Origin of the sequence: Maricaulis parjimensis, assembly GCF_016817355.1 — a bacterium.
Taxonomy (GTDB): domain Bacteria; phylum Pseudomonadota; class Alphaproteobacteria; order Caulobacterales; family Maricaulaceae; genus Maricaulis; species Maricaulis parjimensis.
This window is the reverse complement of the sequence record NZ_JADOTT010000001.1, coordinates 160,023-181,726: the sequence shown is the minus strand read 5'-3', so window position 1 is coordinate 181,726 and position 21,704 is coordinate 160,023. Positions and strand designations below refer to the sequence as shown.

Sequence of the window (21,704 nt, the reverse complement as noted above, 5' to 3'; positions counted from 1 at the left end):
GGGATTCCCATGCGCCATCTCATCGCTTCCGTTGCCATCGCTGCCACGCTGTCTGCTCCGGCCCTGGCCGAATTGCGTCCGGGTGAAGCCGCGCCGGACTTCACGGTTGAGGGTTTCCAGGCCGGTGAGCCGGTGAGCTTCCACCTCGCCGAAGCGCTGGAAGAGGGGCCGGTCGTGCTCTTCTTCTTCCCGGCGGCGTTCACCTCGGGCTGTGAAGCGCAGGCGGCGAGCTTTGCGGAATCGATCGAACTGTTCGAGGCCGAAGGGGCCCAGGTCATCGGGGTGACGGGCGGCAATACGGACCGTCTCGCCGACTTCTCCACCCAGCACTGTGCCTCGGCCTTCCCGGTCTTCGCGGTCGGCGATGGCATGGCGGGTGAGTATGAGGTTCGCATGATGATGCGTCCGGGTTGGACCAACCGGACCTCATATGTAATTGACCAAAATTCGACGATTGCCTTCACCTGGTCGGAAATGAACCCTTATGAGCATGTCGACCAGACGATTGCGGCGGTTCGTGCGCTGAACGCGGACTGATCGGGCCCGATGCATGCCGGACTTGGCGCCTGCCGGACTTGGCCGGGCGTCAGGTCAGAAGGCGTGTGATCAGATCGCGCAGCCATTTTGGCGAGCGCAAAGTGCCGTGGACCGACAGGAAGCCCATGGCCGCCAGGCTTGTCATTTCGATCGTCAGGACAATCAGGTCCCGGATATTCTTGCCCGGAATGCCATGGCCGTCTTCGGGGCTGAAGGACAGGATGATCCAGTCCAGCCGGTCCAGCAGCATCGCGGCCAAAAACAGTGGCAGGGCCAGGCTTGAATGTCTCAGCGTCTGCACAAAGGCCGCGATCATCAAGGCGATGGCTGTGAAGAAGACGCCCTCCTGCCAAAGCGGAATGGAGGGGATGAGCTGGCGTAGCCCCATATCCTGTTCAAACGGCCAAAGGCCCAGCCGGATCGCCACGTCCGGAATGGCCCATACCAGATTCCAGACGATGATGACGGCCTGAAGGATGAGGGTTGTCAGATAGATCCAGTGCAGCGGGGTCTTGGTCATCGGGTTCAACAGGTCTCTGGCTCACTTCAATATGGATGGGCTTTAGCAAGAAGCTTGTTGCGCTTCGTTAACGCCTTGGCCCGGAGCTGACTGTGAAAAGGAAAGGTTTTTTCACAGTTTTGCCATGACGCGCGATCAAGTTTGTGCGAACGGGGGTTTCGCTTTCTTGTTGCGCACATATCTACCTCTAAACTGAGGTCTGCATGAATCAGGTGCCCCCCATGTCCGATACCGTCGTTTTGTTCGAGAATATCCACCCGCTCGCCGACCGCGCCTTCCAGGTCGCGGGGCTTGATGTCGAGCGCCATACGTCCGCGCTTCCGATTGAAGAGCTTCATGACCGTCTGGCTGGCGCGAAACTGGCGGGGATCCGCTCCCGCACGAAGATGAACAAGGCGGCTTTCGATGCGGCGCCGAACCTGGCCGCGCTGGGCTGTTTCTGCATCGGCACCAACCAGGTCGAGCTGGATGTGGCCGAAGCGCGCGGTATTCCGGTCTTCAATGGTCCGTTCGGCAATACGCGTTCCGTGGCCGAGCTGACCCTGGCCTCGGTTGTCATGCTGATGCGCGGCGTGCCGATGCGCTCGGCGGCGGCCAAGCGCGGCGAGTGGATGAAGACGGCGACCAATTCCCACGAGGTCCGCGCCAAGAAGCTGGGCATTGTCGGCTATGGCAATATCGGCTCCCAGCTCTCCGTCCTGGCCTCCGGCCTGGGCATGCATGTCTATTATTATGATGTCGAACCCAAGCTGGCCCACGGCAATGCGCGCGCCTGTGGCTCGCTGGACGAGCTCCTGGAAATCTCCGACGTCGTGACGCTGCACGTGCCGTCCTCGCCGCAGACGCGCGGCATGATGAGCCGCGAGGCGATCGCCAAGATGAAGCCGGGCTCCTTCCTGATCAATCATGCACGGGGCGATCTGGTGGATATCGATGCGCTGGCCGATGCGCTGGCGGAGGAGCGCCTTCTGGGCGCGGCCATCGATGTGTTCCCGAAAGAGCCGGCATCGAAGGACGAAGCTTTCGTTTCGCCCCTGCAACGATTTGAAAACATCATTCTGACACCGCATGTTGGCGGTTCCACGCTGGAGGCCCAGGCGGCCATTGGCGAGGATGTTTCCGCCAAGCTGACGCGCTATCTCTCCCAGGGTTCGACCAAGGGCGCGGTGAATGTGCCGGAGATCGAGCCGGGCGAGATCAAGCCGGGCCGGGCCCGTCTGCTCTCCTTCCATGCCAATGCACCGGGCTTCCTGATGCGGCTCAACGAGACGATCTCCTCGACCGCGGCCAATATCGCGGCCCAGCAGCTCGAGACCCGTGGTCAGCTCGGCTATGTGGCTTCGGATTTGGAAGGTGAGCTGCCGGCTGATTTCATCGACCGGGTGAATGCGCTGGAAGGCTCGATCCGCGCCCGCGTCATCTTCGCGGACTAGACGCCCAGCGATTTGGCCAGGTCAGCAACGGTGCGGACATAGTCCGCGCCGGAATATTCGCAGGCCGCGATGACGACATCGCGTTTGGCTATGGCGCCAAAGCCGATGAAGCGGTCGGCCGCGCCATTCTCGAAAGCTTCGAAATCCGTCATGCCATCACCGACAATGATGGTCTCGGCGGCGGTTGCGGCAATGCGGTCGAGGACTTCAGCCTTGCCGCCATTGCGCGAGAGCGGACAGTCGATATCCAGCCCGACCACGCGCTCATCCTGCCAGACGAAGCGATTGGCGTGGATGTCGCCACGCTGGAAGCCCAGATCCACCAGGACGGGCTCGATCAGGTCGGCAAACCCGCCGGAGACGGCATGCAGGGCATCGCCCCGCTCGCGCAGGCGCCGGATCAGGGGTGACATGCCCGGTGTGATCCGCTGGCGCAGCAGTTCGGCAATCATGTCGACACCGGACTTGTCCAGGCCGGCCAGTTTGAGCCGGGCTTCCAGACTGTCCCGCAGGGCCATCCGGCCGGACATGCCGGCATTGGTGATCTCGTGCAATTGCTTGCGCGCCGCTGCCGGGTCGGGCAGGGCGGAAAAGGCGGCTTCCAGCGCCGTGTCCAGGGATTCAACGCGCAGGAGCGTGGAATCGACGTCGAAGGCAATCAGGCGTGTCACGTGCGCATATCCGGGGCAGTCCAGACACTGAGTCTAGAAAGCCATGGAGCGCTTGTCAGTCTGTTTTGACTGTGGCGCTCAGGCGCCCACGCCCAGGCCGATCGGGCAGACCACGCCGGTGCCGCCAAGGCCGCAATACCCGTCCGGATTCTTGGCCAGGTATTGCTGGTGATAATCCTCGGCATAGTAGAAATCGCCCGCCCGCTCGATCTGTGTCGTGATCGGGCCCATCCCGACCTTGTCCAGCTCGGCCTGGTAGGTCGCCCGGCTCTGATGGGCGAGTTCGGCCTGGTCCGCCGTGGTGGTGTAGATCGCCGAGCGGTATTGCGTGCCCAGATCATTGCCCTGGCGCATGCCTTGCGTGGGATCATGTCCTTCCCAGAACACTTTGAGGATATCGTCCAGGGCAATCACGGACGGGTCATAGATCACCCGCACCACTTCGGCATGGCCGGTCTGTCCCGAACAGACTTCCTCATAGGTCGGGTTGGGTGAGATGCCGCCGGCATAGCCAACAGCCGTGTGCCAGACGCCCTGGGTCTGCCAGAACAGGCGTTCCACGCCCCAAAAACACCCCATGCCGAAAATGATTTCATCCATCCCGTCCGGGGCGGCGATCTTGAGATCGCGGCCGGTGACAAAATGGGTGTCAGCCGTCGGCAGGGGCGTGTCGCGGCCCGGCAGGGCCTGGCCGGTCGTGATGAGGGTGGAATTGGGGTCGGTCGGTGTCATGACAGAATCCGGAAACGGGTTGCAGACCCCAATTTAGGAGCGATGGTGGCGAATGCCAGAGGGATCAGTGCGCCTCACTGCCGAAGCGCACCCGGTCCAGGCGCTGGAAGGGGCGCCAGGTCTCGCCGCCATCCCCGGTGGACTCGATCACAAGGGAGTTGTGGTCGTTATCGGTGAGGATGAAGGTGAGACGGAAATGGGTGCGTGACCCATCCGGCGAGACATAGGGCGTGTCGACCCGCAAATTGGTGACGCTGAGATGGCCGTCCGCGTCGAAATCGCCTTCGAACACATCCAGATTGCCCCAAGTGTCATCCAGGGCGACGAGCCGGAAGACATCGCGGTTCTGGTCGTACTGGATCGTGGTTTCCAGGCGCCAGGGCTTGGCAGGCCGCTCCGCCGGATCGATCCGCAAGGCCATGCCGTCGAGCAGGAAGCGTGTGGTCTCGCGATACCGGGTTTCGGCCGTATGCCAGTTGCCGTCCTGGCCGTAATCCTGCTCGGTCACGACCCAGTCGCCCGCGAGCGGGGCCAATTGTGCCATTTCCTGGCGGGCCTCTTCGCCCCAACTGCGTCTCACGGCTTCGTCCTGCGCGAAACTTGCCGGCGTGAGTGCGATCAGAAGGCCAGTCGAAACGGCCAGAAAGCCAGCTTTCAAAGTCTTGTTTTGCATCATGTTTCCCCGTTGGGCCGGGGCTGTGACCCCGGCTTTTTCTCGGCCGCGATATTTCCGGCAAGTGACGGGAAGGACCAGTGAAACTTTGGACAGGCTTCTCAACTGAGCGAGACGCCTTGCCCGCCGCGCTCTTATGAGTATAGTCCGCGCCTCTTGCGGTGAGGTGGCCGAGTGGTCGAAGGCGCACGCCTGGAACGCGTGTAGGCGGTGTCCCCGTCTCGTGGGTTCGAATCCCACCCTCACCGCCATTATTCCCTTAGTTCTGGGTATGGCAGTGGCGCCCGCTGCTCCCTCGACAGTCTGTGGGCTAGGGCGCCTGTCCGCCGAAGCAGGCTTCGGGACCAGGCGTGCCTGGGCCAAATTTCCGCCAGGCTTGGCGGGCCTGTTTTGGCTAGGTCGGGTAGCTGTATTCTGCTGCTCAATGCCCAAAAACAGGGATGCTTCAAGCCAAACACCAGCGTTCCACGATGTCGGCAACAATTTTCCGGCGCTCGGCGACGGCTTCGGGAGATTCCATGTCCCAAGCGAAAATCTTCGAAAACGTGTAGCGGTTGGCCGCATAGTGGAAGCACAGTGCGCTGATCGACATGTGAAGATTGATCGGGTCGAGATCATTGCGGAATTCACCGCTCTGGACACCGCGTTCAATCAAATGGCTGAGCAGGGTGACGATGGCCCGGTTGCGGCTGCGCACCACATCCATTTCGCCCAGATGGGCGCCATAGAGCATGTTCTCATTCATGATGAGGCGAACGAATTCCGGATTGTCATTGTGATAATTGAAGGTGAATTCGCAAATCCCGCGCAGGGCTTCGGTCGGAGAGAGGGAGTCGAGATCCATCTCGGTTTCCAGGGTGCGAATCCGGCCATAGGCCTCGGCCAGTGCGGCCTTGTACAGGCCTTCCTTGCTGCCGAAGTGGTAATAGATCATCCGCTTGGAAGTGCGCGTGCGTTCGGCAATCTCGTCAATCCGCGCGCCGGTCAGACCCTTGTCCGAGAATTCCGATATCGCGACATCCAGAATGTTGCGGCGATTATCATCCGTCTCGGCCTGGCGCCGGCTGGGCGTTTCCGGTGACGGGGAGGGGTGTTGGGATTGAACCATCAGTGATTTCCGGCCTGGCAGCTGCGCTCTATTCTATGCGGGGTTTGAGCAGCTTGGCGAGGCGCGGATGCTGAAGGGGTCAAAGTGGCCGGCGCCGGTCGAACTCAGCCATCATCCGGTCGCGATCCGCTGTCCGGCGTGTGAACAGGTCGAAGGCGGCCGCGGCCTGGAGAACGGCCATGCCGCCTCCGTCAATCGTCAGGCAGCCACGCTCCGAGGCTTGTTTCAGCAATTCCGTTTCTCGCGGGAAGTAGACGATGTCAGCCACCCACAGCTCCGGGCGGAGAAGTGTTGCAGCGACAGGTGTTCCCGGATGTCCGGACATGCCGATCGGGGATGTGTTCACCAGGCCGGCGGCCTTCGCCAAGGCCGGCTCAATTTCTTCCAGGGCCTCAATCTGCGCGTTCGGGAAGCGATCTGTCAGGCGGGCCGCGAGCGCGGCGGACCGCAGGGGGTCACTATCATAGAGGCCGAGTGACGGGCATCCCAAATCAAGCGCGGCAGCCGCGCAGGCCGCGCCAGCGCCGCCTGCACCAATCTGGACAATCGGGCCGGGCCTTTTTTCGGGCAGGTGGCGGCTCAGATTTTCCCGGAACCCGTAGAAGTCGGTGTTGTAGCCGATGGCGCGTCCATACTGGAAAACGACCGTGTTGACGGCGCCGACGAGGGCGGCATCGGCATCGATGGCATCAAGGCTGGCCATGACCGTCTGTTTGAAGGGATGGGTGATGTTCAGACCGTTCAGGCGAAGCATTTGGGCAGACCGGATGATGTCCCGCAGCTTGTCGTCTTCCAGTGGGAAGGCGTCGAAATCGAACAGGCGGTAGGAGACCTCCAACTGCTGCGCGAGCCCTTCTTCATGATGCATCGCCGGCGAGCCGGATCCGAGAATGCCGCGCCCCACCAAGCCCAGCCAGATCGGCGCGTTTGATGGGCCGTCCGAGCCCTGTTCAGGCGGTGTCATATCAGCTGTTTGAGCCGTCATGCCTCATCTCCCCAACGTCCGGTCTGTACGGGCTGGTTCGTCATCTGATGTGCGTCAGAACGCCCTAATTGCTATGACGTATAGTAGTTGTTGACAGCGATGAAAAGCTCAATGTACTAATTAGTACATAAGCGAGCAAAAGCACGCACAGAGAGGGAGGAGCTGATGGAACCGGTCTCGGTGCCATCCGGGTCAGGATTGACCCCATCGCACGGTCCACGGGGCCGGCAGGCTCGTTTTCTTCCTGATGAAGTGTCCGCAGAAACGCCCGCGCACCGCGATGTCATGCCCGGCATGACCCGCGGCGGGCAGGCAGAAGATTAGGCTCGGACTGGTTGACGCAACGCCCGTGAAGGGGACGCAGCCAGCTTCCGCATCATTGGAACGGGACCCGTTGGGTCCGAAGGGGGAGGAAGACACCCATGAATAGCCATGCATTGAAGGCCGGCGCGTCCGTGTTGGCCCTTGTTGTCGCGTCACCGGCTTTGGCGATGCAGACCGACGATCAGACCGCCGATGTCATCACGGTGACGGGCCAGAAGCGCGAGGCGGGCCTGCAGGATACGTCCGCCGCTGTCTCTGTCCTGGCCGGAGACGATCTTCAATCGCAAGGCATCGAGCGCCTGGATGATTTGCAAAACGCAACCCCGGGCCTGTCGATCACCGATTCCGGTCTGACCCAGTCCGTGAACATCCGCGGTATCGGCCTCGCCAGCGGCAGCCCGAATGTCTCCAATGGTGTGGCCACCTATTATGATGGCGTTTTCCAGCCGCCGATCGTCTCTACGAACAGCTTTTATGACATTGGATCAGTGGAAGTCTTCCGCGGTCCTCAAGGTACTTTTGTCGGGTCCAATTCCACGGGCGGTGCGATCTTCATCAATAGCCGCGAACCGGAACTGGACGGCATGGGGGGCTATGTCCAGGGCGAGATCGGCAATTACAACCGGCGCGGCCTGGAAGGTGCTGTCAATATTCCGCTCAGCGATACGCTGGCGGTCCGCGCGGCGGGCATTTTCCGCGAACGTGACAGCTACTATTCCAATTCGGCCGGTTTGACCGAGCCTGCTGCGCTTGACGAATACGGCGTGCGCGTCGGGCTACTCTGGGAACCGACCGCCAATTTCAGCGCGCTCTTGCGGGCCGAAGTCGCGGACAAGGAGACCGGCGGGTATGCCTACCGGCCGATCCTGGGCACCCGCTATGAGGGGTTCCGGACCTCCGATATCCGCACGCTCAACTATGATACCGACACGCGCAATGATGAGCGCAATGAGCAGTATACTGGGCGCTTTGAGTATGTGACCGATGGTGGCACGACTTTCCGGGGGATTGCGGGCTACCAGAACAAGTCGATCTCGAACCTGTATGACATGGACGCCACCAACTCCACGACGCTGCCAAGCTCGGTCGCGGACCAGTTTGTCCGAGAAGAAGTCTATACGGCGGAAGGCAATATCATTTCGGACGAGTCCCAGCCGGTGCGCTGGATCCTCGGGGGTTACTACCAGCGCAATGAGATCCTGGTCGATATCACCAATGACCCGGCCGCCTTTGCGATTGATATCGATATTGCCAATGAAAAGGTGACGACGGGTCTTTTCGGCCAGGTCTCCTTCGACCTGAACGACCAGTTCTCCGTCGATGTCGGGGCGCGCTATTCCACCTATGATATCGATGCTGTCGGTGCTGTGCGCCTGGTCATTCCGAACATCGTCGTGGCCGACCCCGGTGGTATCTATGATGACGACCAGTTCACCGGCCAGGTGACACTGAATTATCGCCCCAATGAGGATCACCTCTTCTTTGCCTTTGTGGCCAAGGGCTACAAATCCGGCGGTTTCTCCAGCCCGACAGCGTCCTTCGACCCTGAAACGGTGATGGATTACGAGTTCGGTTGGCGCGGCACATTTGCCGGGGGCGCCGTCACCACGCAGCTGGGAGCCTTCTATTATGACTATTCCGGTTTCCAACTGGATGCACTGGAGGCGGCAACCGGGCGGACGTCCGTGATCAACATCGCCGATGCTGAAGTGATGGGCGTTGAAGGCCAGATCCAGTATCGCGAGGGCGGGTTCGATCTGAGCGCCGGCTTTGCCTACACGGACAGCTCGCTCTCCGGCACGAATTTTGTCGACTCCCGGGCCTTCGCCTTTGCCAATCCCGGCGTGTCGAACGTGCCGCAATGTGCTCCGGGCCAGACAACGGGGTGTGCCGACTACACGCCCTTCACCGGCAATACGGCCGGCGGTCCCAATCTGTTCTCGCCGCAATGGACGTTGAACGCATCTCTTGCCTATGAATTCGAGGTGGGCTCGGCCTTCGTCACGCCGCGGCTGACCTATACCTATATTGATGAGCGCTACGCCTACTTGGCCTACGACCCGGTGCGCGATCGCCTCCCATCCTATGCTCTTGTCAATGCGGCGGTGACCGCCGAGCTTGGTGACTTCGAGATCGAATTCTGGGCAACCAACCTGTTCGATGAAGAGTATTCCACGGGCCAAACCGGCAATAACGAGTTCTACGGAGCACCTGCCGAATACGGTCTCAGAACCCGAGTGAGCTTCTGACATGAAATCCTACCGTTCCCGCCTTGCATCCGTGTCCTCGACTCTTGTGTTGGGGGGAACGGTTCTGCTCACGGCTTGCGCGCCCCAGCCGGGTGCGCAGGTCGGCAGCCTGGCTGATGCCGGATCACCTGAACGCTGCGCAAGCCTGGCATCCAGCCTGGCTGGCTCGGCACCGGTTTCGGACCTGGTCGTGACCGCGGCGCAGTGGCAGGCAGCGGAAGCGCTGCCGGCCCATTGCCTCGTGGAAGGCTATTATGGTGCGCATGAAGGCCGCGTCGGTGGCGAATACCGCACGGGTTTCCGGATGCGGCTTCCTGATGACTGGAATGGACGCTTCTTTTTCCAGGGCGGGGGCGGTTCCAATGGCGTGGTCGGCGATGCGACCGGCCCCAACGGTGCGGGTAATCCCGCGGCCCTGATCCGGGGCTATGCCGTCATTGCCCAGGATTCAGGCCACGACAATACCCGTAACACGGTGCCCGATCATCAGGGTGAGCTCGTGTTCGGCTTCGATCCGCAGGCCCGTCGAGATTACGGCCATGCCAGCCTGATCCGGACCTATGATCTGGGCCATGCGATGCTTCAGGCCTTCTATGACCGGTCTGCCGAAACGAATATTTTCTGGGGCTGCTCCAAGGGCGGTCAGGAAGGCATGGCCTTCGCCCAACGCTACCCGGAAGCTTTTGACGGGATTGTCGCCATGGCACCGGGCATGTCCTTGCCGCGCGCCGCGATCGCCGAGGCCTGGGATGTCCAGGCGTTTGCCGGAATTTTCGAAAGCCGGGGCGAACCGGTCTCAGCCTTCAATTTTGCCTCCCTGATCAGCCAGGAAGAACTGGGCCTGGTCGGGCGGGAAGTACTGGCGGAATGCGATGGTGATGACGGTCTGGAGGACGGGCTGATCGGTGCTGTCGGCGCCTGTACGACCGCGCGCATCGAACCCCGGCTGCGGGCGCTGACCTGTGAGGCCGACGCAACTGGACCCTGTCTTGAAACCGCTCAGATCGACGCGCTGGTGAGCGTAATCGACGGCGCGCGCAATGGCGCTGGCGAGCCGCTTTATGCGCCCTTCGCCTGGGATTCCGGTCTGGCGTCTCCGGGCTGGTCGGTCTGGAAGATCGGTCTGGAACCGGCTCCGCCCTCCTTGAACATTCTGCTCGGCGGAGCGTCGCTGGCCGCGGTATTCACGACGCCGCCCACCGCCTTGCCCGGCAATCCGCAGGCCTTGCTCGAATGGCAAATGGGTTTCGATTTTGATGTCGATGCCCAGCGCATCTACGCCGTCGAGCCACCGTTCCAAACCTCCGCCTGGCAGGATGTCGGCATGCGCTCGACCGATCTGTCCGCCTTTGCGGACCAGGGTGGCCGCCTCATCGTTCCGCATGGTGTCAGCGATCCGGTTTTCTCCGTCCTCGACACGATTGATTGGTGGAATGGCGTGAACGAGACGGCCGGAGGTGACGCCGCCGAGTTTGCGCGTGTCTTTGCTGTGCCTGGCATGAATCATTGCGCCGGGGGCCCCGGTCCGGACCGGTTTGATTCCCTCACAGCCCTTGAAGCCTGGGTCCTTGAGGGTGATGCGCCGGACCGGATTTCCGCGTCCGCGGCACCCGATGGCCCGTTGGCCGGGCTGAGTGTCCCGCTTTGCCCCTATCCGCAAATCGCGGTCGGCAATCGCCAGGACGGGCAAACCCGCTACCAATGCCGGCTGCCTGAACAGGACTGACCGGGCGGCTCGGTAACAAGACTTCAAGACCGGTTGCTCACGCGAGCAGGGCCGGTTCAGGGAGACGTGTATGACCTCGATCGATGCAAGGCAGGATGCGGCTCCGGCGGGGGGCGGCCCTCTGGCCGAGACCTGGACGCCAATCCGCATTCTGGTTGTCAGTCTTTGCTTCGTCCTCAACATGCTGGACGGGGCGGACATGCTGATCATCGCCTTTGTGGCGCCGGTGATCTCCAATGACTGGGGATTGCGGCCGGAAGCGCTGGGCGCGGTCTTCGCGGCCAGCTTGCCGGGCATGGCTGTCGGGTGCGTCTTCGTGGCGCCGCTCGGAGACAGGTTCGGACGGCGCAATCTCATCATGGGCGCGCTGGGCCTGGTCGCGATAGCCATGATCGTTTCCGGCTTTGTCGAGACGATCCGGGACCTCATCATCCTGCGTTTCCTGGTCGGTGTCGGGGTCGGCACAATCGGTGTGACCATGACGTCCATGGCCACTGAATTCGCCCCGGCGCGGCATTCCAGTTTTGCAGCCGGTCTGGTGCAGGCCGGTTGGCCGGTCGGGTCCATCATTACCGCCTTCGTTACCGCCCTGGTGATCGAGCAGACGGGCTGGCGGCCACCGCTGATCAGTATCGGTGTCCTCTGCCTGGTTCTGCTCGCCGTCGTATTCGTGCTCTTGCCGGAGTCCTTTTCTTTCCTGCTGCGACGGGGCCGTGACGGGGATCTCGTCAAGGCGCGCGGGATCGCCAGCCGGCTGGGTGTCGACTTCGAGGCGCGTCTGGCGCTAGCCGCCAAGACCGGTCCGGAACGCCGGGGCCTGCGTTTCCTCATGGCCGGGGACCGTCTCAAGAACACCCTGCTCCTGTGGCTGGCAGCGAGCTTTGGCTATTTCGTTCTCTACTTCCTGATTTCCTGGATTCCCAAACTGGCCGTGGATTCCGGCCTGCCGATCGAGGACGCGATCTATGCTGGCGCGACCTATAATTTCGGCGCTTTCCTGGGCACGGCGATGATGGGGTGGCTGGCCATCCGTTTCCGTGTCAGCCGGGTCATTGCAAGCCTGTTCAGTGCGTCCATCTTCGCCATGCTTGTCTTTGGCGGTACCAGTCTTCCGGTTCTGCCGACACTGATCATTGCGGCCTGTGTCGGCATTACGGTCCAGGGCGGTTTCAACGGATTCTGGGCGCTGGCCGCCAAGGTCTATCCGCCCGAACTGCGCTCGACCGGGATCGGCCTGGCCCTCGGTGTCAGCCGGATTGGCGCCTTTCTCGGGCCGCTGGTCGGGGGATTCCTGCTGGGGGCTGGCCTGTCGATTTTCCAGCTGTTCGCCGTCTTCTGTGTCGCGGCCTTCATTGCGGGCATGACGGCGCTTTTCATCCAGGAACCGGCCGTCCAGGAAAACTGAGCCTTGCGGAGGCATTGTCATGCGGCACTCCATCGCCACCGTGTCCATCAGCGGCACGCTGAACGAAAAGCTCAAAGCCGTGGCTGCGGCCGGGTTCAAAGGGGTGGAGATTTTCGAGCACGACCTGCTCGCCTATCCGGGCAGTGCGGCTGACATCGGACGCATGATCCGGGATGAAGGGCTAGTCTGCACCGCTTTCCAGCCCTTCCGTGACCTGGAAGGCATGCCCGGCGCCATGCGCCGGCGTGTCTTCGACCGTTTGGAGCGGAAGTTCGATGTGATGGAGGATCTGGGCGCACAGCTCCTTCTCGTCTGCTCCAACGTGTCCGAGCACAGTGTGGGTGACCGGACTGTCCTGGCAGCGGACTTGCGCGAAGCTGGCGAGCGCGCGGGCCGGCGCGGCCTGCGTATCGGCTATGAAGCACTCGCCTGGGGCCGCCATGTCAGCGATCATCGCGATGCCTGGCAGATCGTTCAGGCGGCGGATCATCCCAATCTCGGCCTGATCCTCGACACCTTCCACAGCCTCGCCCGGAATATCCCGTCCGACAGCCTTCTGGAGATCGATCCGGCGAAGATCGAGCTGGTCCAGATTGCCGACGCCCCGCTCATCGATGCCGGCGCGCTTTACTGGAGCCGCCACTTCCGGTGCATGCCGGGGCAGGGGGATTTCGATCTGGAGACCTATGTCGCCAATCTTCAGGCGATCGGTTTCGATGGCGCGCTCAGCCTGGAGATTTTCAACGACCGTTTCCGGGCGGCTTCAACGGCCCAGATCGCGCTTGATGGCCGCCGCTCTCTGCTCGCCCTGGAAGACCAGATCGCCCGTCATCGCGGAGCGGCTTCTGCCCTGGCCCCGCCACCCGTTTGCCATGGCGTGGAGTTTCTCGAATTCGCCGCCAGTGAAAGCGAGGCCATGGCCCTGTCCGACTGGTTGTCCGCCCTCGGCTTCGCCCAGATCGGCCAGCACCGGCGCAAGGCGGTCACACGCTGGCGGCAAGGCGGCATCAATATCGTGGTCAATTCGGAGGCCGAGGGTTTCGCGGCCTCCCATGCCCTGGTGCATGGGTGTTCGGTCTGCGCCATCGGGCTCAAGGTCGACGCGGCCGGCGATGCGCTTGCGCGGGCCCGGGCCCTCGGCATGACGGCCTTCGACCAGCCTGTCGCCGAAGGGGAATACGAAATCCCGGCAGTCCGCGCCGTCGGTGGCAGCCTTCTCTATTTCATGGACAGCGCCAAGGTGGACGATATCTGGACGGATGAATTCGTCACCATCGGCGCTGCGCCCCGCCCCGGCCCGCTCACACGGGTCGACCATGTCGCCCACAATGTCGCCTTTGAGGAAGTCCTGACCTGGCTGCTCTATTACAGCGCGCTCCTGGGGCTCGAGAAATCGCCGCTGGTGGAAATCCCCGATCCGTTCGGCCTCGTGCAAAGCCAGGCCGTGCAGAATGCGGATCGGAGTTTACGGATCAGCATGTCCGGCTCTGCCGCCCGCCAATCCTTGTCCTCGCGCATGCTGACAACCTATTTCGGGTCCGGCGTCCAGCACATTGCGTTCGAAACGGATGACATTCTCGCCGCTGCGGATCGGATGCGCGCTGCCGGTGCCAGCCTGCTCGATATTCCTGACAGCTATTACGACGATATCGGCGCCCGCTTTGGCCTGGATGCGGCCCTGCTGGACCGTTTGCGGGCCGCCCGCATCCTCTACGACCAGGACGCTGATGGCGAATACTTCCAGTTCTACACGCGGGCCTTCGCCAAGCGCTTCTTCTTCGAAGTGGTCGAACGGCGCGGCTATGACGCATTCGGCGCCGCCAATGCCGCCATCCGCCTGGCCTCCCAGACCCGGTTCAGATCGGATGATCTGGAACGGGTCTGACCACACTCACGGTTTCGGCGCGGCTGCAGCTGTACTCCCGGCCAGCCTCGCGCCTTGCTGGACCGCTCCGAAAGGAGCGGTCCTTTTCTTGTCACTTGCCTGCTATGGCAGCTCTGCGCAATTGCAGCAGTTTTCAGGATGAGCCGGCGTCAAACGAATTCAGGGCACCCTTTAGGGTGCCCTGAATGAAAACTATTGGGTGAGGCAAATCAGACGATGCCGGCGCCCAGTCCTACCGATTTGCGTTCCCGGGCCTTGCGATCACGCCAGCCGGATTGGCGGTAGGTGGACAGCATGTCGATGGCGCCGCCCTTTTCCAGCCGGACCTGACCCAGAATGGGTGACACGTCGGTCTTGTAGGCTTGTCTAAGCGCCTGGAAGGCCATCATGGCATCATTGATCTCCTGGGCCCGCCACAAGGCTTCGCGGTCGACCAGGAGTGCCTTGGCATAGGCCGTGGCGATGGCATCGGCCGAGCTCATCATGGATTCGATCGGGTCGGTTACATTGTGCGACTGGTCGATCATATAGGCCGGATCAAATCCGTCGCGTGGATTCAGTTCCGCTTCGACAAGCTCGTTGAAGATCAGGAAAAGCTGGTGCGGGTTGATAGAGCCGGAATCCAGATCGTCATCACCATACTTGCTGTCATTGAAATGGAAGCCGCCCAGCTTGCCGAACCGATGCATCCGCGACACGATCTGTTCGATGTTCACATTCGGCGCGTGGTGACCGAGGTCGACCAGGCATTTCGCCTTCGGACCCAATTGCTCAGCCGCCAGAATGGAGCTGCCCCAGTCGGAGATCACACTGGAATAAAAGGCCGGCTCGAACATTTTGTGTTCCAGCAGCATGTGCCAGTCATCGGGCAGGGCGGCGTAGATGTGGGCGCTGGCATCGAGATAGCGGTCATAGGCGCGCGACAGGTCCTGCTGGCCAGGAAAGTTTGAACCGTCTCCCACCCAGACTGTGAGCGCTTTTGAGCCCAGTTTTTTCCCGATCTCGATACAGTCGATATTGTGCTCGACCGCCTGCTGGCGAACCGCCTCGACGGTCGAGGAGAGCGAGCCGGTCTTGTAGCTCACGCTTTGGTCGGGCTGATCCTGGAAAGTGTTGGAATTGACGGCATCAAAGGCCAAGCCAAGGCTGTCGGCTTCTTCGCGAAGGGCTGCGTAGTCGCTGACATGATCCCAGGGAAAGTGCGGGCTAACGCGCGGGGTCATGCCGCACAATTGATGGATAACCGCACAGTCCTCGAGCTTCTCGTGGATATTGGTCGGTTCGCCGTCGATCGGGAATTTCGCAAAACGCGTCCCGCCGCGCCCGGCGCCCCAGCTGGGGACAGCGACGGAGAATTCGGCAACGCTAGCCTTGATGGCGGAAATGTCGATTCCGCGGCGATCCAGCTGGCGGCCGAGACTGTCGTATTCATCCTCCAGAGCGGGTGTCAGCCGCGCATTGGACTCGCTGATCTGGTCGCTTGAGAGCGGCAGGTTTGCGCCCATGTTGAGTTCTCCCTATCGCGTGAACGCTTGGGCATTGCCTGCGTCCACATTTATCATATTGCCGGTCGATTTCGCCGAAAGATCGCTGGCGAAGAAGAAGACCGTTTCGGCAATATCCTCCGGCAGAACGTCTCGTTTCAGCATTGAGCGATTGCGGTAATGGGCTTCCAGCTCGGCGCCGGGGTCGATGCCGTGAGCGCCAGCGCGCTCCTTGCGCCAATCGCCGTCCCAGATCCGTGATCCGCGAATGACGGCATCCGGATTGACCGTGTTCACACGGATGCCTGCGGGTGCCCCCTCAAGAGCCAGGCAGCGGGCCAGGTGGAGAGACGCGGCCTTGGCTGAGGCATAGGCCGAAGCGTTGGTCGCCGGGGCGATACCGTTCTTGGACCCGATAAAGATGATCGATCCGCCCTGCTGCGCCTTCATCAATGGGAAGGCTGCGCGGGCAGTCAGGAAGTAGCCTTCGGCAAGGACATCATAATTCTTGCGCCACAGGTCCACGCTGGTTTGCTCCAGCGCCGCCGAAGAGGCAATCCCGGCATTGGCGATCAGGATGTCCAGTCCGCCGAACTCCAAGGCGCACGCATCAAAGGCCGCCTGAACCTGGTCTTCCTTCGTGACGTCGCAGAGTGCGGAGCGGACGCAATCCTTGCCAAAGCGCTGCTCCAGGTCACCCTTTACGGTGCCCAGCGAAGCTTCTTCGCGGTCGAGCAGCATGACACAGGCCCCGTCCGCCAGAAGGCGTTCAGCCGTTGCGCGACCAATGCCGCCAGCCCCGCCGGTGACGAGGGCAATCTTGCCGACCATCGGTTTCGGCTTCGGCATGCGCTGGAGCTTGGCCTCTTCCAGCGCCCAATACTCGATATTGAAGGCTTCCTGCTCATCCAGACCGATATAGGAGCCGATGGCTTCCGCGCCGCGCATGACATTGATGGCGTTGGCGTAGAACTCACCGGCGAGCCGGGCCGTCTTCTTGTCGGCAGCGAAGGTCATGCGGCCAATGCCGGGCACGAGCACCACAATCGGGTTGGCATCGCGCATTGCCGGGTCTTGCGGGCTGGCACAGCGGTTATAGTAGGCGGCATAGGCGTCGCGGTAATCCGAAATGGATTGTGCGAGATAAGCGTCATCCTCCAGGCGCTCAGGGTCGAGCGCGAGCGGTGCGATCTTGGTCCGCAGGAAGTGGTCGGGACAGGAAGTGCCGATCGGAGCCAGGCGATTGAAGTCGACAGAGCCGACGAATTCCAGGGTTTCCGGATCATCGGCAAAATGACCGACCTTGGCGCGGGCACCGGTCATCAGTCCGCGCAGTTTCGGCATCAACCGGGCTGCAATCTCCCGGCGGTCGTCCCGCGGCGTGATCTGTTGGCCTCCGAAGGCTGGCCGACCATCCATTTTACGGTTCAGATAGTTGGCGGCATCAGCGATCAGCTGGATCGTGTGATCATAGCAATTTTTGGCCGTATCGGCCCAGCAGATGATCCCGTGGCCCGCAAGCATGACGCCTTCGAGGCCGGGATTGGCGGCGACATAGTCGCGCAGCTGGATTCCCAGCGTGTAACCCGGGCGCTTCCAGGGCAGCCAGCCGATCTTTCCGCCCCAGATTTCTTGCGTGGCGGCCTCGCCGCCCGATGAGGCGGCAAGCGCGATGATGGCGTCGGGGTGCACATGGTCGACATGGGCAAAGGGTAGAAGGCTGTGCAGCGGTGTGTCGATGGACGCTGCGCGCGGATTCAGATTGAACGTACAATGGGGAAGGTAACCCACCATCTTGTCGTCATCTTCCGGACCGCCATAGTGCCGCTCAAGACCGAGCAGCTTGTCCTGGTAAAGCGTGGAGAAGCCGTCGAGCTGCATGGACCCGATATCCCCACCTGAGCCTTTCACCCAGAGCACATCAACCGTTTCGCCGGTGAGCGGATCGGTTTCTTTCAGCTTGGCAGATGTATTGCCGCCCCCGAAATTCGTGACGGTCAGATCGAAGCCAAGCAGATTGGACCGATACAGCAGCAAGCCCTCGGGTGTGAGGGATTGGGCGTCGTCGTCGGACCATCGGTTCTGGGGAACAACGAAAGGAATAGCTTCAGGAAATTTAAGAGGAATACTCGACATCGGCCGTCCAATTGTTCTGGGGTGCGGATCCACGACATGCGTCGCGAGGGTCAAATAACATTAAAGCTGGCGCGTCTCAATCAGTTTCGATACATATCGATCAAAATAGAGCATGGGGAGCCAAATTGAAGCCTGCCGAAATCATAGTCCTGGATGTCGGGAAGACGCTGAGCAAGCTGAGCGCCTGGACGTCTGACGGCGAGCTGGTCGAGCGGGCGGCGCGGCCGAACGCCAGTCCGCAGACGCCGCATTATCGTGCGCTCGACACGGAAGCGACGTTTGAATGGGTCGTGGAAACGCTCACTGAGTTTTCCAAGCGCGGTCCCATTCGAGCGATCATTCCGGTCTGCCATGGCGCCAGTGCCGCGTTGGTGCGGGACGGACAGCTTGTGGCTCCGCCGATGGACTACGAACAACCGGTGCCGGACGCGATCAGGGAGGCCTATTGGGCCGAGCGGGATCCGTTTGCCGTCAACGGGTCACCTTCCCTTCCGGACGGCTTGAATCTTGGCACCCAGCTCTTCTGGCTCCAATCAATCAATCCCGGCTTGTTTGACGCGGCCACCATCATGCCGCTCGCCCAGTTCTGGGCGTGGCGTCTGTCTGGCGTCGCGACAAGTGAAGTGACGAGTCTGGGCTGTCATACGGATCTCTGGTCACCGGCTGAACAGGACTTTTCACCGATGGCCAAGCGATTGGGCTGGGCCGAAAAGTTTGCCCCCCTGGCCCGCGCGGGTGATGTGATCGGGCGTCTTTCACCTGATCTGGCCGCGAAAACCGGACTGTCGGAGCGCGTTGAAATCCATTGTGGACTGCACGACTCGAATGCGGCCTTGGTCGCAGCGCGTGGCTTCCCGGAAATCGCCGATGCGGATTGCACCATCCTGTCCACGGGCACCTGGTTTGTGGCCATGCGGTCAATGGCCGACGCCTTTGACCCGGCCAGTCTGGAGCCCGGGCGCGACTGTCTGATCAATGTCGATATTGCCGGACGTCCGGTTCCATCCGCCCGTTTCATGGGAGGGCGCGAGATCGAAACCCTGATCGGGATCGATACCCGCCGTGTGGACATCAAGCCGGACCAGCCGGAGATGCTCGCCTCCGTGGCACCGGTCATCGCCAATGAGGCCATGTTGCTTCCGACTTTCGCGCCCGGCTTCGGCCCTTTCCCGGAGACAAAGGGGACCTGGCTCAATCAACCGGATAACTGGTTTCAGCGGCGGGCCGCGGCCTGTCTGTACGCCGCCATGGTCATGGATGAATCCCTCGACCTGATTGGCGCCCGCGGCACGCTTCTCGTGGAGGGGCGGTTTGCAGAAGCGGAAGTGTTTGTCCGCGGTCTCGCGCGCCTGCGTCCGGACATGAAGGTCTACACCACGCATGCCCACAATGATGTGTCTTTCGGCGCCCTTCGGCTGCTCAATCCAGACTTGAAGCCAGCGACACCGCTGTCCCCGGTCAGACCGCTCGAAGACGAGCTCGCCGCTTATCAGACTGCCTGGCGGGACCGCGTGAATGAGCAGGGTGTTGTGGCATGATCGCAGCGTCCATCCATGACTATCGCGAACTGGCCAGACGGCGTCTTCCCCATTTTCTGTTCGAATACATGGATGGCGGCTCCTATGCAGAGGTAACGCTGTCACGCAATCGCGAGGCGCTTGATGGCATAGCCTTGCGACAGCGCGTCCTGAGGGATGTTTCCGATATTGAGCTGTCGACCGAGCTGTTCGGGCAATCCCTCGCCATGCCGGTCGCACTTGGTCCGATCGGACTGGCTGGCATGAATGCCCGCCGTGGAGAGGTGCAGGCCGCGCAGGCCGCTGAAACTGCCGGCATTCCCTTCACACTATCGACCGTCTCAGCCTGCCCCCTTCAGGAAGTGCGGGCCGGGGTGAGCCAGCCCTTCTGGTTCCAGCTCTACATGATCCGCGATAGGGAATTCATGCGCGACCTGATGGCCGAAGCTCGGAATCTGGGTTGTCCGGCGCTGGTTTTCACCGTCGACATGCCCGTCCCGGGCACCCGCTATCGCGACTATCGCAGCGGTCTGGCCGGCGCGCCGGGTCTTGCCGGAGATTTGCGCCGCGCGGCCCAAGCCTTGCTGCGCCCCGGCTGGGCCTGGGATGTGGGCTTGCGGGGGCGTCCCCATCATCTGGGCAATGTCGCGCCGGTGCTGAAAGGCAAGACCGGCCTGCAGGATTTCTTTGCCTGGATGCGGAACAATTTCGATCCGGCAATTTCCTGGTCTGACATCGACTTCATTCGCGAGCACTGGGACTGCCCCCTGATCATCAAGGGCATCCTGGATGTTGATGATGCCCGGCAAGCCGCGCGGCTCGGTGTGGATGGTCTTGTTGTGTCCAATCATGGCGGCCGGCAACTGGACGGCGTGCCAGCGAGCGCCGAGGCCCTGCCGGCCATTGCGGATGCGGTTTCAGGCGATCTCAAAATCTTGGCCGATGGCGGTATCCGATCGGGGCTGGATGTCGTGCGAATGCTCGCGCTGGGTGCTGACGGCGTGTTGTTGGGGCGGGCCTGGGCCTATGCCCTGGCGGGGCGTGGCCGGGCTGGCGTTGCCCACATTCTCGACCTCATCGACGCGGAGATGCGTGTCGCGATGGCCCTGACAGGGGTGACCCGAATTTCTCAAATCAACATGGACATCCTGACAAAACGGATGCCGCACTAAACGGGGAAGAACATGAATGCCAATCCAATGCTGGGCGTATTCTTTCACTGGCTAGGAGGTTTGTCCTCAGCCAGTTTCTACGTGCCTTACAAGCGGATCAAACTCTGGTCCTGGGAGATTTTCTGGATCGTCGGGGGCGTGTTCTCCTGGCTGATCGCGCCGTGGATCTTTGCATCCCTGCGAACGGAAGACCTTCTGGGCGTCCTCGGATCCACGTCGCAGAGCACGCTGTTCTGGTGCTGGTTCTGGGGTGCCATGTGGGGCTTTGGTGGCCTGACTTTCGGCCTGACCATGCGCTTTCTCGGCTTGTCCCTGGGCATGGCCGTGGCGCTGGGGCTGACGACTGTCATCGGCACACTTGGTCCGCCGATTTTCCGGGGGACTTTGCTGGACATTGCGATGACGCAAAGCGGACAGGTGACGCTCCTCGGGATTGTGGTCACTGTTTTGGGCATCATCGTGGTGGCCATTGCCGGCAATTCCAAGGAACGCGAGACGGATGGTGGCGCCAATGCGGGTGTTGCGGAGTTTGATCTCAAGAAAGGACTGCTGATCGCCGTCTTTTCCGGGGTGATGTCCGGCTGTTTTGCCTGGGGCCTTGATGCAGGGCAGGAAATCCGGGACCTGACCCTGGCGGCGGGCACCAACACGCTTTCGCAGGGGCTGCCGGTCCTGTGTGTCGTTCTGGCAGGCGGTCTCACCACCAATCTCATCTGGTGTGGCTATCTGATCCGCAAGAACCGCTCTTTCATGGAGTTGTTTGGCCGCAAGGCGGCTGTCGTGGATGACGCCGGCACTGTGACGATCGAAGACGCCAAGCCGGGGCGCGTGCCGCTGATTGCCAATTATCTTCTGGCGGCTTTCGGGGGGACGCTCTGGTACTTCCAGTTCTTCTTCTACACGATGGGTGAAAGCCAGATGGGTAGCTATGGCTTCTCCTCCTGGACCCTGCACATGGCCAGCATCATCCTTTTCTCCACCCTGTGGGGTTTTGCCCTGAAGGAATGGTCGGGTGCGAGTGCCAAGACCAAATGGCTGGTCTGGGCCGGCATCACCCTTCTGGTTGGGTCAACAGTGATCATCGGGGTTGGCAACATGCTCGCCGGTGGTGCTGGCGGTCACTGAGCCAGGCTCATCTTCCAGACGA

General features: G+C 61.7%; 17 protein-coding genes and 1 tRNA gene. 10 read left to right on the top strand and 8 right to left on the bottom strand.

Features of this window, described 5'->3' with window-relative positions; translation table 11 throughout:
* Positions 1–9 precede the first annotated feature (9 nt).
* Positions 10–537 carry a peroxiredoxin gene (locus I0K07_RS00605; protein ID WP_203290733.1) on the top strand — a complete coding sequence of 176 codons (528 nt, stop codon included), beginning with the start codon at positions 10–12 and terminating at the stop codon, positions 535–537.
* A gap of 49 nt (positions 538–586) precedes the next feature.
* On the opposite strand, the gene I0K07_RS00600 is transcribed toward I0K07_RS00605, so the two are convergent.
* Complete coding sequence (locus I0K07_RS00600; protein ID WP_203290732.1) at positions 587–1,057, bottom strand: hypothetical protein; 471 nt, start codon at positions 1,055–1,057, stop codon at positions 587–589.
* A gap of 221 nt (positions 1,058–1,278) precedes the next feature.
* Here I0K07_RS00600 and serA point away from each other — a divergent pair, with 221 nt between their 5' ends.
* Positions 1,279–2,490 carry a phosphoglycerate dehydrogenase gene (gene serA / locus I0K07_RS00595; RefSeq protein ID WP_238934364.1) on the top strand — a complete coding sequence of 404 codons (1,212 nt, stop codon included), beginning with the start codon at positions 1,279–1,281 and terminating at the stop codon, positions 2,488–2,490.
* On the opposite strand, the gene I0K07_RS00590 is transcribed toward serA, so the two are convergent.
* The 3 genes from I0K07_RS00590 to I0K07_RS00580 all read right to left on the bottom strand — a co-directional run bounded on the left by I0K07_RS00590 (position 2,487) and on the right by I0K07_RS00580 (position 4,473).
* Complete coding sequence (locus I0K07_RS00590; RefSeq protein ID WP_203290730.1) at positions 2,487–3,161, bottom strand: HAD-IB family phosphatase; 675 nt, start codon at positions 3,159–3,161, stop codon at positions 2,487–2,489. The two genes, serA and I0K07_RS00590, sit on opposite strands and share 4 nt — an antisense overlap.
* Before the next feature lie 78 nt (positions 3,162–3,239).
* Entirely contained in the window at positions 3,240–3,893 is a 654-nt protein-coding gene (msrA, locus tag I0K07_RS00585; RefSeq protein ID WP_203290729.1) for a peptide-methionine (S)-S-oxide reductase MsrA, read from the bottom strand.
* A 64-nt stretch (positions 3,894–3,957) separates the two neighbouring features.
* Complete coding sequence (locus I0K07_RS00580) at positions 3,958–4,473, bottom strand: DUF1579 family protein (RefSeq protein WP_203290728.1); 516 nt, start codon at positions 4,471–4,473, stop codon at positions 3,958–3,960.
* 253 nt (positions 4,474–4,726) lie between these two features.
* Here I0K07_RS00580 and I0K07_RS00575 point away from each other — a divergent pair.
* Positions 4,727–4,817: transfer RNA gene (locus I0K07_RS00575), tRNA-Ser, on the top strand.
* Between the two features lie 194 nt (positions 4,818–5,011).
* Here I0K07_RS00575 and I0K07_RS00570 read toward each other — a convergent pair.
* Both I0K07_RS00570 and I0K07_RS00565 read right to left on the bottom strand, forming a co-directional pair.
* Entirely contained in the window at positions 5,012–5,674 is a 663-nt protein-coding gene (locus tag I0K07_RS00570; protein ID WP_203290727.1) for a TetR/AcrR family transcriptional regulator, read from the bottom strand.
* A 79-nt stretch (positions 5,675–5,753) separates the two neighbouring features.
* Entirely contained in the window at positions 5,754–6,638 is an 885-nt protein-coding gene (locus I0K07_RS00565) for a shikimate dehydrogenase (protein WP_420828475.1), read from the bottom strand.
* Positions 6,639–7,081: 443 nt separating this feature from the next.
* On the opposite strand from I0K07_RS00565, the gene I0K07_RS00560 reads away from it, so the two are divergent.
* The 4 genes from I0K07_RS00560 (at position 7,082) to I0K07_RS00545 (ending at position 14,248) form a co-directional block, all read left to right on the top strand.
* On the top strand, positions 7,082–9,232 hold the full coding sequence (locus tag I0K07_RS00560; RefSeq protein WP_203290725.1) for a TonB-dependent receptor: 2,151 nt from the start codon (positions 7,082–7,084) through the stop codon (positions 9,230–9,232).
* Position 9,233: 1 nt separating this feature from the next.
* Positions 9,234–10,958, top strand: a complete 1,725-nt coding sequence (locus I0K07_RS00555; protein WP_203290724.1) for a tannase/feruloyl esterase family alpha/beta hydrolase — start codon at positions 9,234–9,236, stop codon at positions 10,956–10,958.
* Positions 10,959–11,028: 70 nt separating this feature from the next.
* Positions 11,029–12,363: an MFS transporter gene (locus I0K07_RS00550; protein WP_203290723.1), complete on the top strand. Its 1,335-nt coding sequence runs from the start codon at positions 11,029–11,031 to the stop codon at positions 12,361–12,363.
* A 19-nt stretch (positions 12,364–12,382) separates the two neighbouring features.
* The gene (locus tag I0K07_RS00545; protein WP_203290722.1) at positions 12,383–14,248 is read left to right on the top strand and encodes a bifunctional sugar phosphate isomerase/epimerase/4-hydroxyphenylpyruvate dioxygenase family protein; all 1,866 of its coding nucleotides are present in this window, start codon (positions 12,383–12,385) and stop codon (positions 14,246–14,248) included.
* A 209-nt stretch (positions 14,249–14,457) separates the two neighbouring features.
* On the opposite strand, the gene rhaI is transcribed toward I0K07_RS00545, so the two are convergent.
* Both rhaI and I0K07_RS00535 read right to left on the bottom strand, forming a co-directional pair.
* Complete coding sequence (rhaI, locus tag I0K07_RS00540; RefSeq protein WP_203290721.1) at positions 14,458–15,753, bottom strand: L-rhamnose catabolism isomerase; 1,296 nt, start codon at positions 15,751–15,753, stop codon at positions 14,458–14,460.
* A 12-nt stretch (positions 15,754–15,765) separates the two neighbouring features.
* A complete protein-coding gene (locus I0K07_RS00535; RefSeq protein ID WP_203290720.1) occupies positions 15,766–17,868 on the bottom strand; it encodes a bifunctional rhamnulose-1-phosphate aldolase/short-chain dehydrogenase in 2,103 nt (700 codons plus the stop codon).
* Between the two features lie 125 nt (positions 17,869–17,993).
* Between I0K07_RS00535 and I0K07_RS00530 the strand changes: the two genes are divergently transcribed.
* Genes I0K07_RS00530 through rhaT form a run of 3 tightly spaced genes read left to right on the top strand, consistent with a single transcriptional unit; the run spans position 17,994 to position 21,682 of the window.
* Positions 17,994–19,406, top strand: a complete 1,413-nt coding sequence (locus tag I0K07_RS00530; RefSeq protein WP_203290719.1) for an FGGY-family carbohydrate kinase — start codon at positions 17,994–17,996, stop codon at positions 19,404–19,406.
* Positions 19,403–20,557: an FMN-dependent L-lactate dehydrogenase LldD gene (lldD, locus tag I0K07_RS00525; protein ID WP_203290718.1), complete on the top strand. Its 1,155-nt coding sequence runs from the start codon at positions 19,403–19,405 to the stop codon at positions 20,555–20,557. The genes I0K07_RS00530 and lldD overlap by 4 nt, the downstream gene beginning before the upstream one ends.
* Positions 20,558–20,569: 12 nt before the next feature.
* Positions 20,570–21,682, top strand: a complete 1,113-nt coding sequence (rhaT, locus tag I0K07_RS00520) for an L-rhamnose/proton symporter RhaT (protein ID WP_203290717.1) — start codon at positions 20,570–20,572, stop codon at positions 21,680–21,682.
* Positions 21,683–21,704 lie beyond the last annotated feature (22 nt).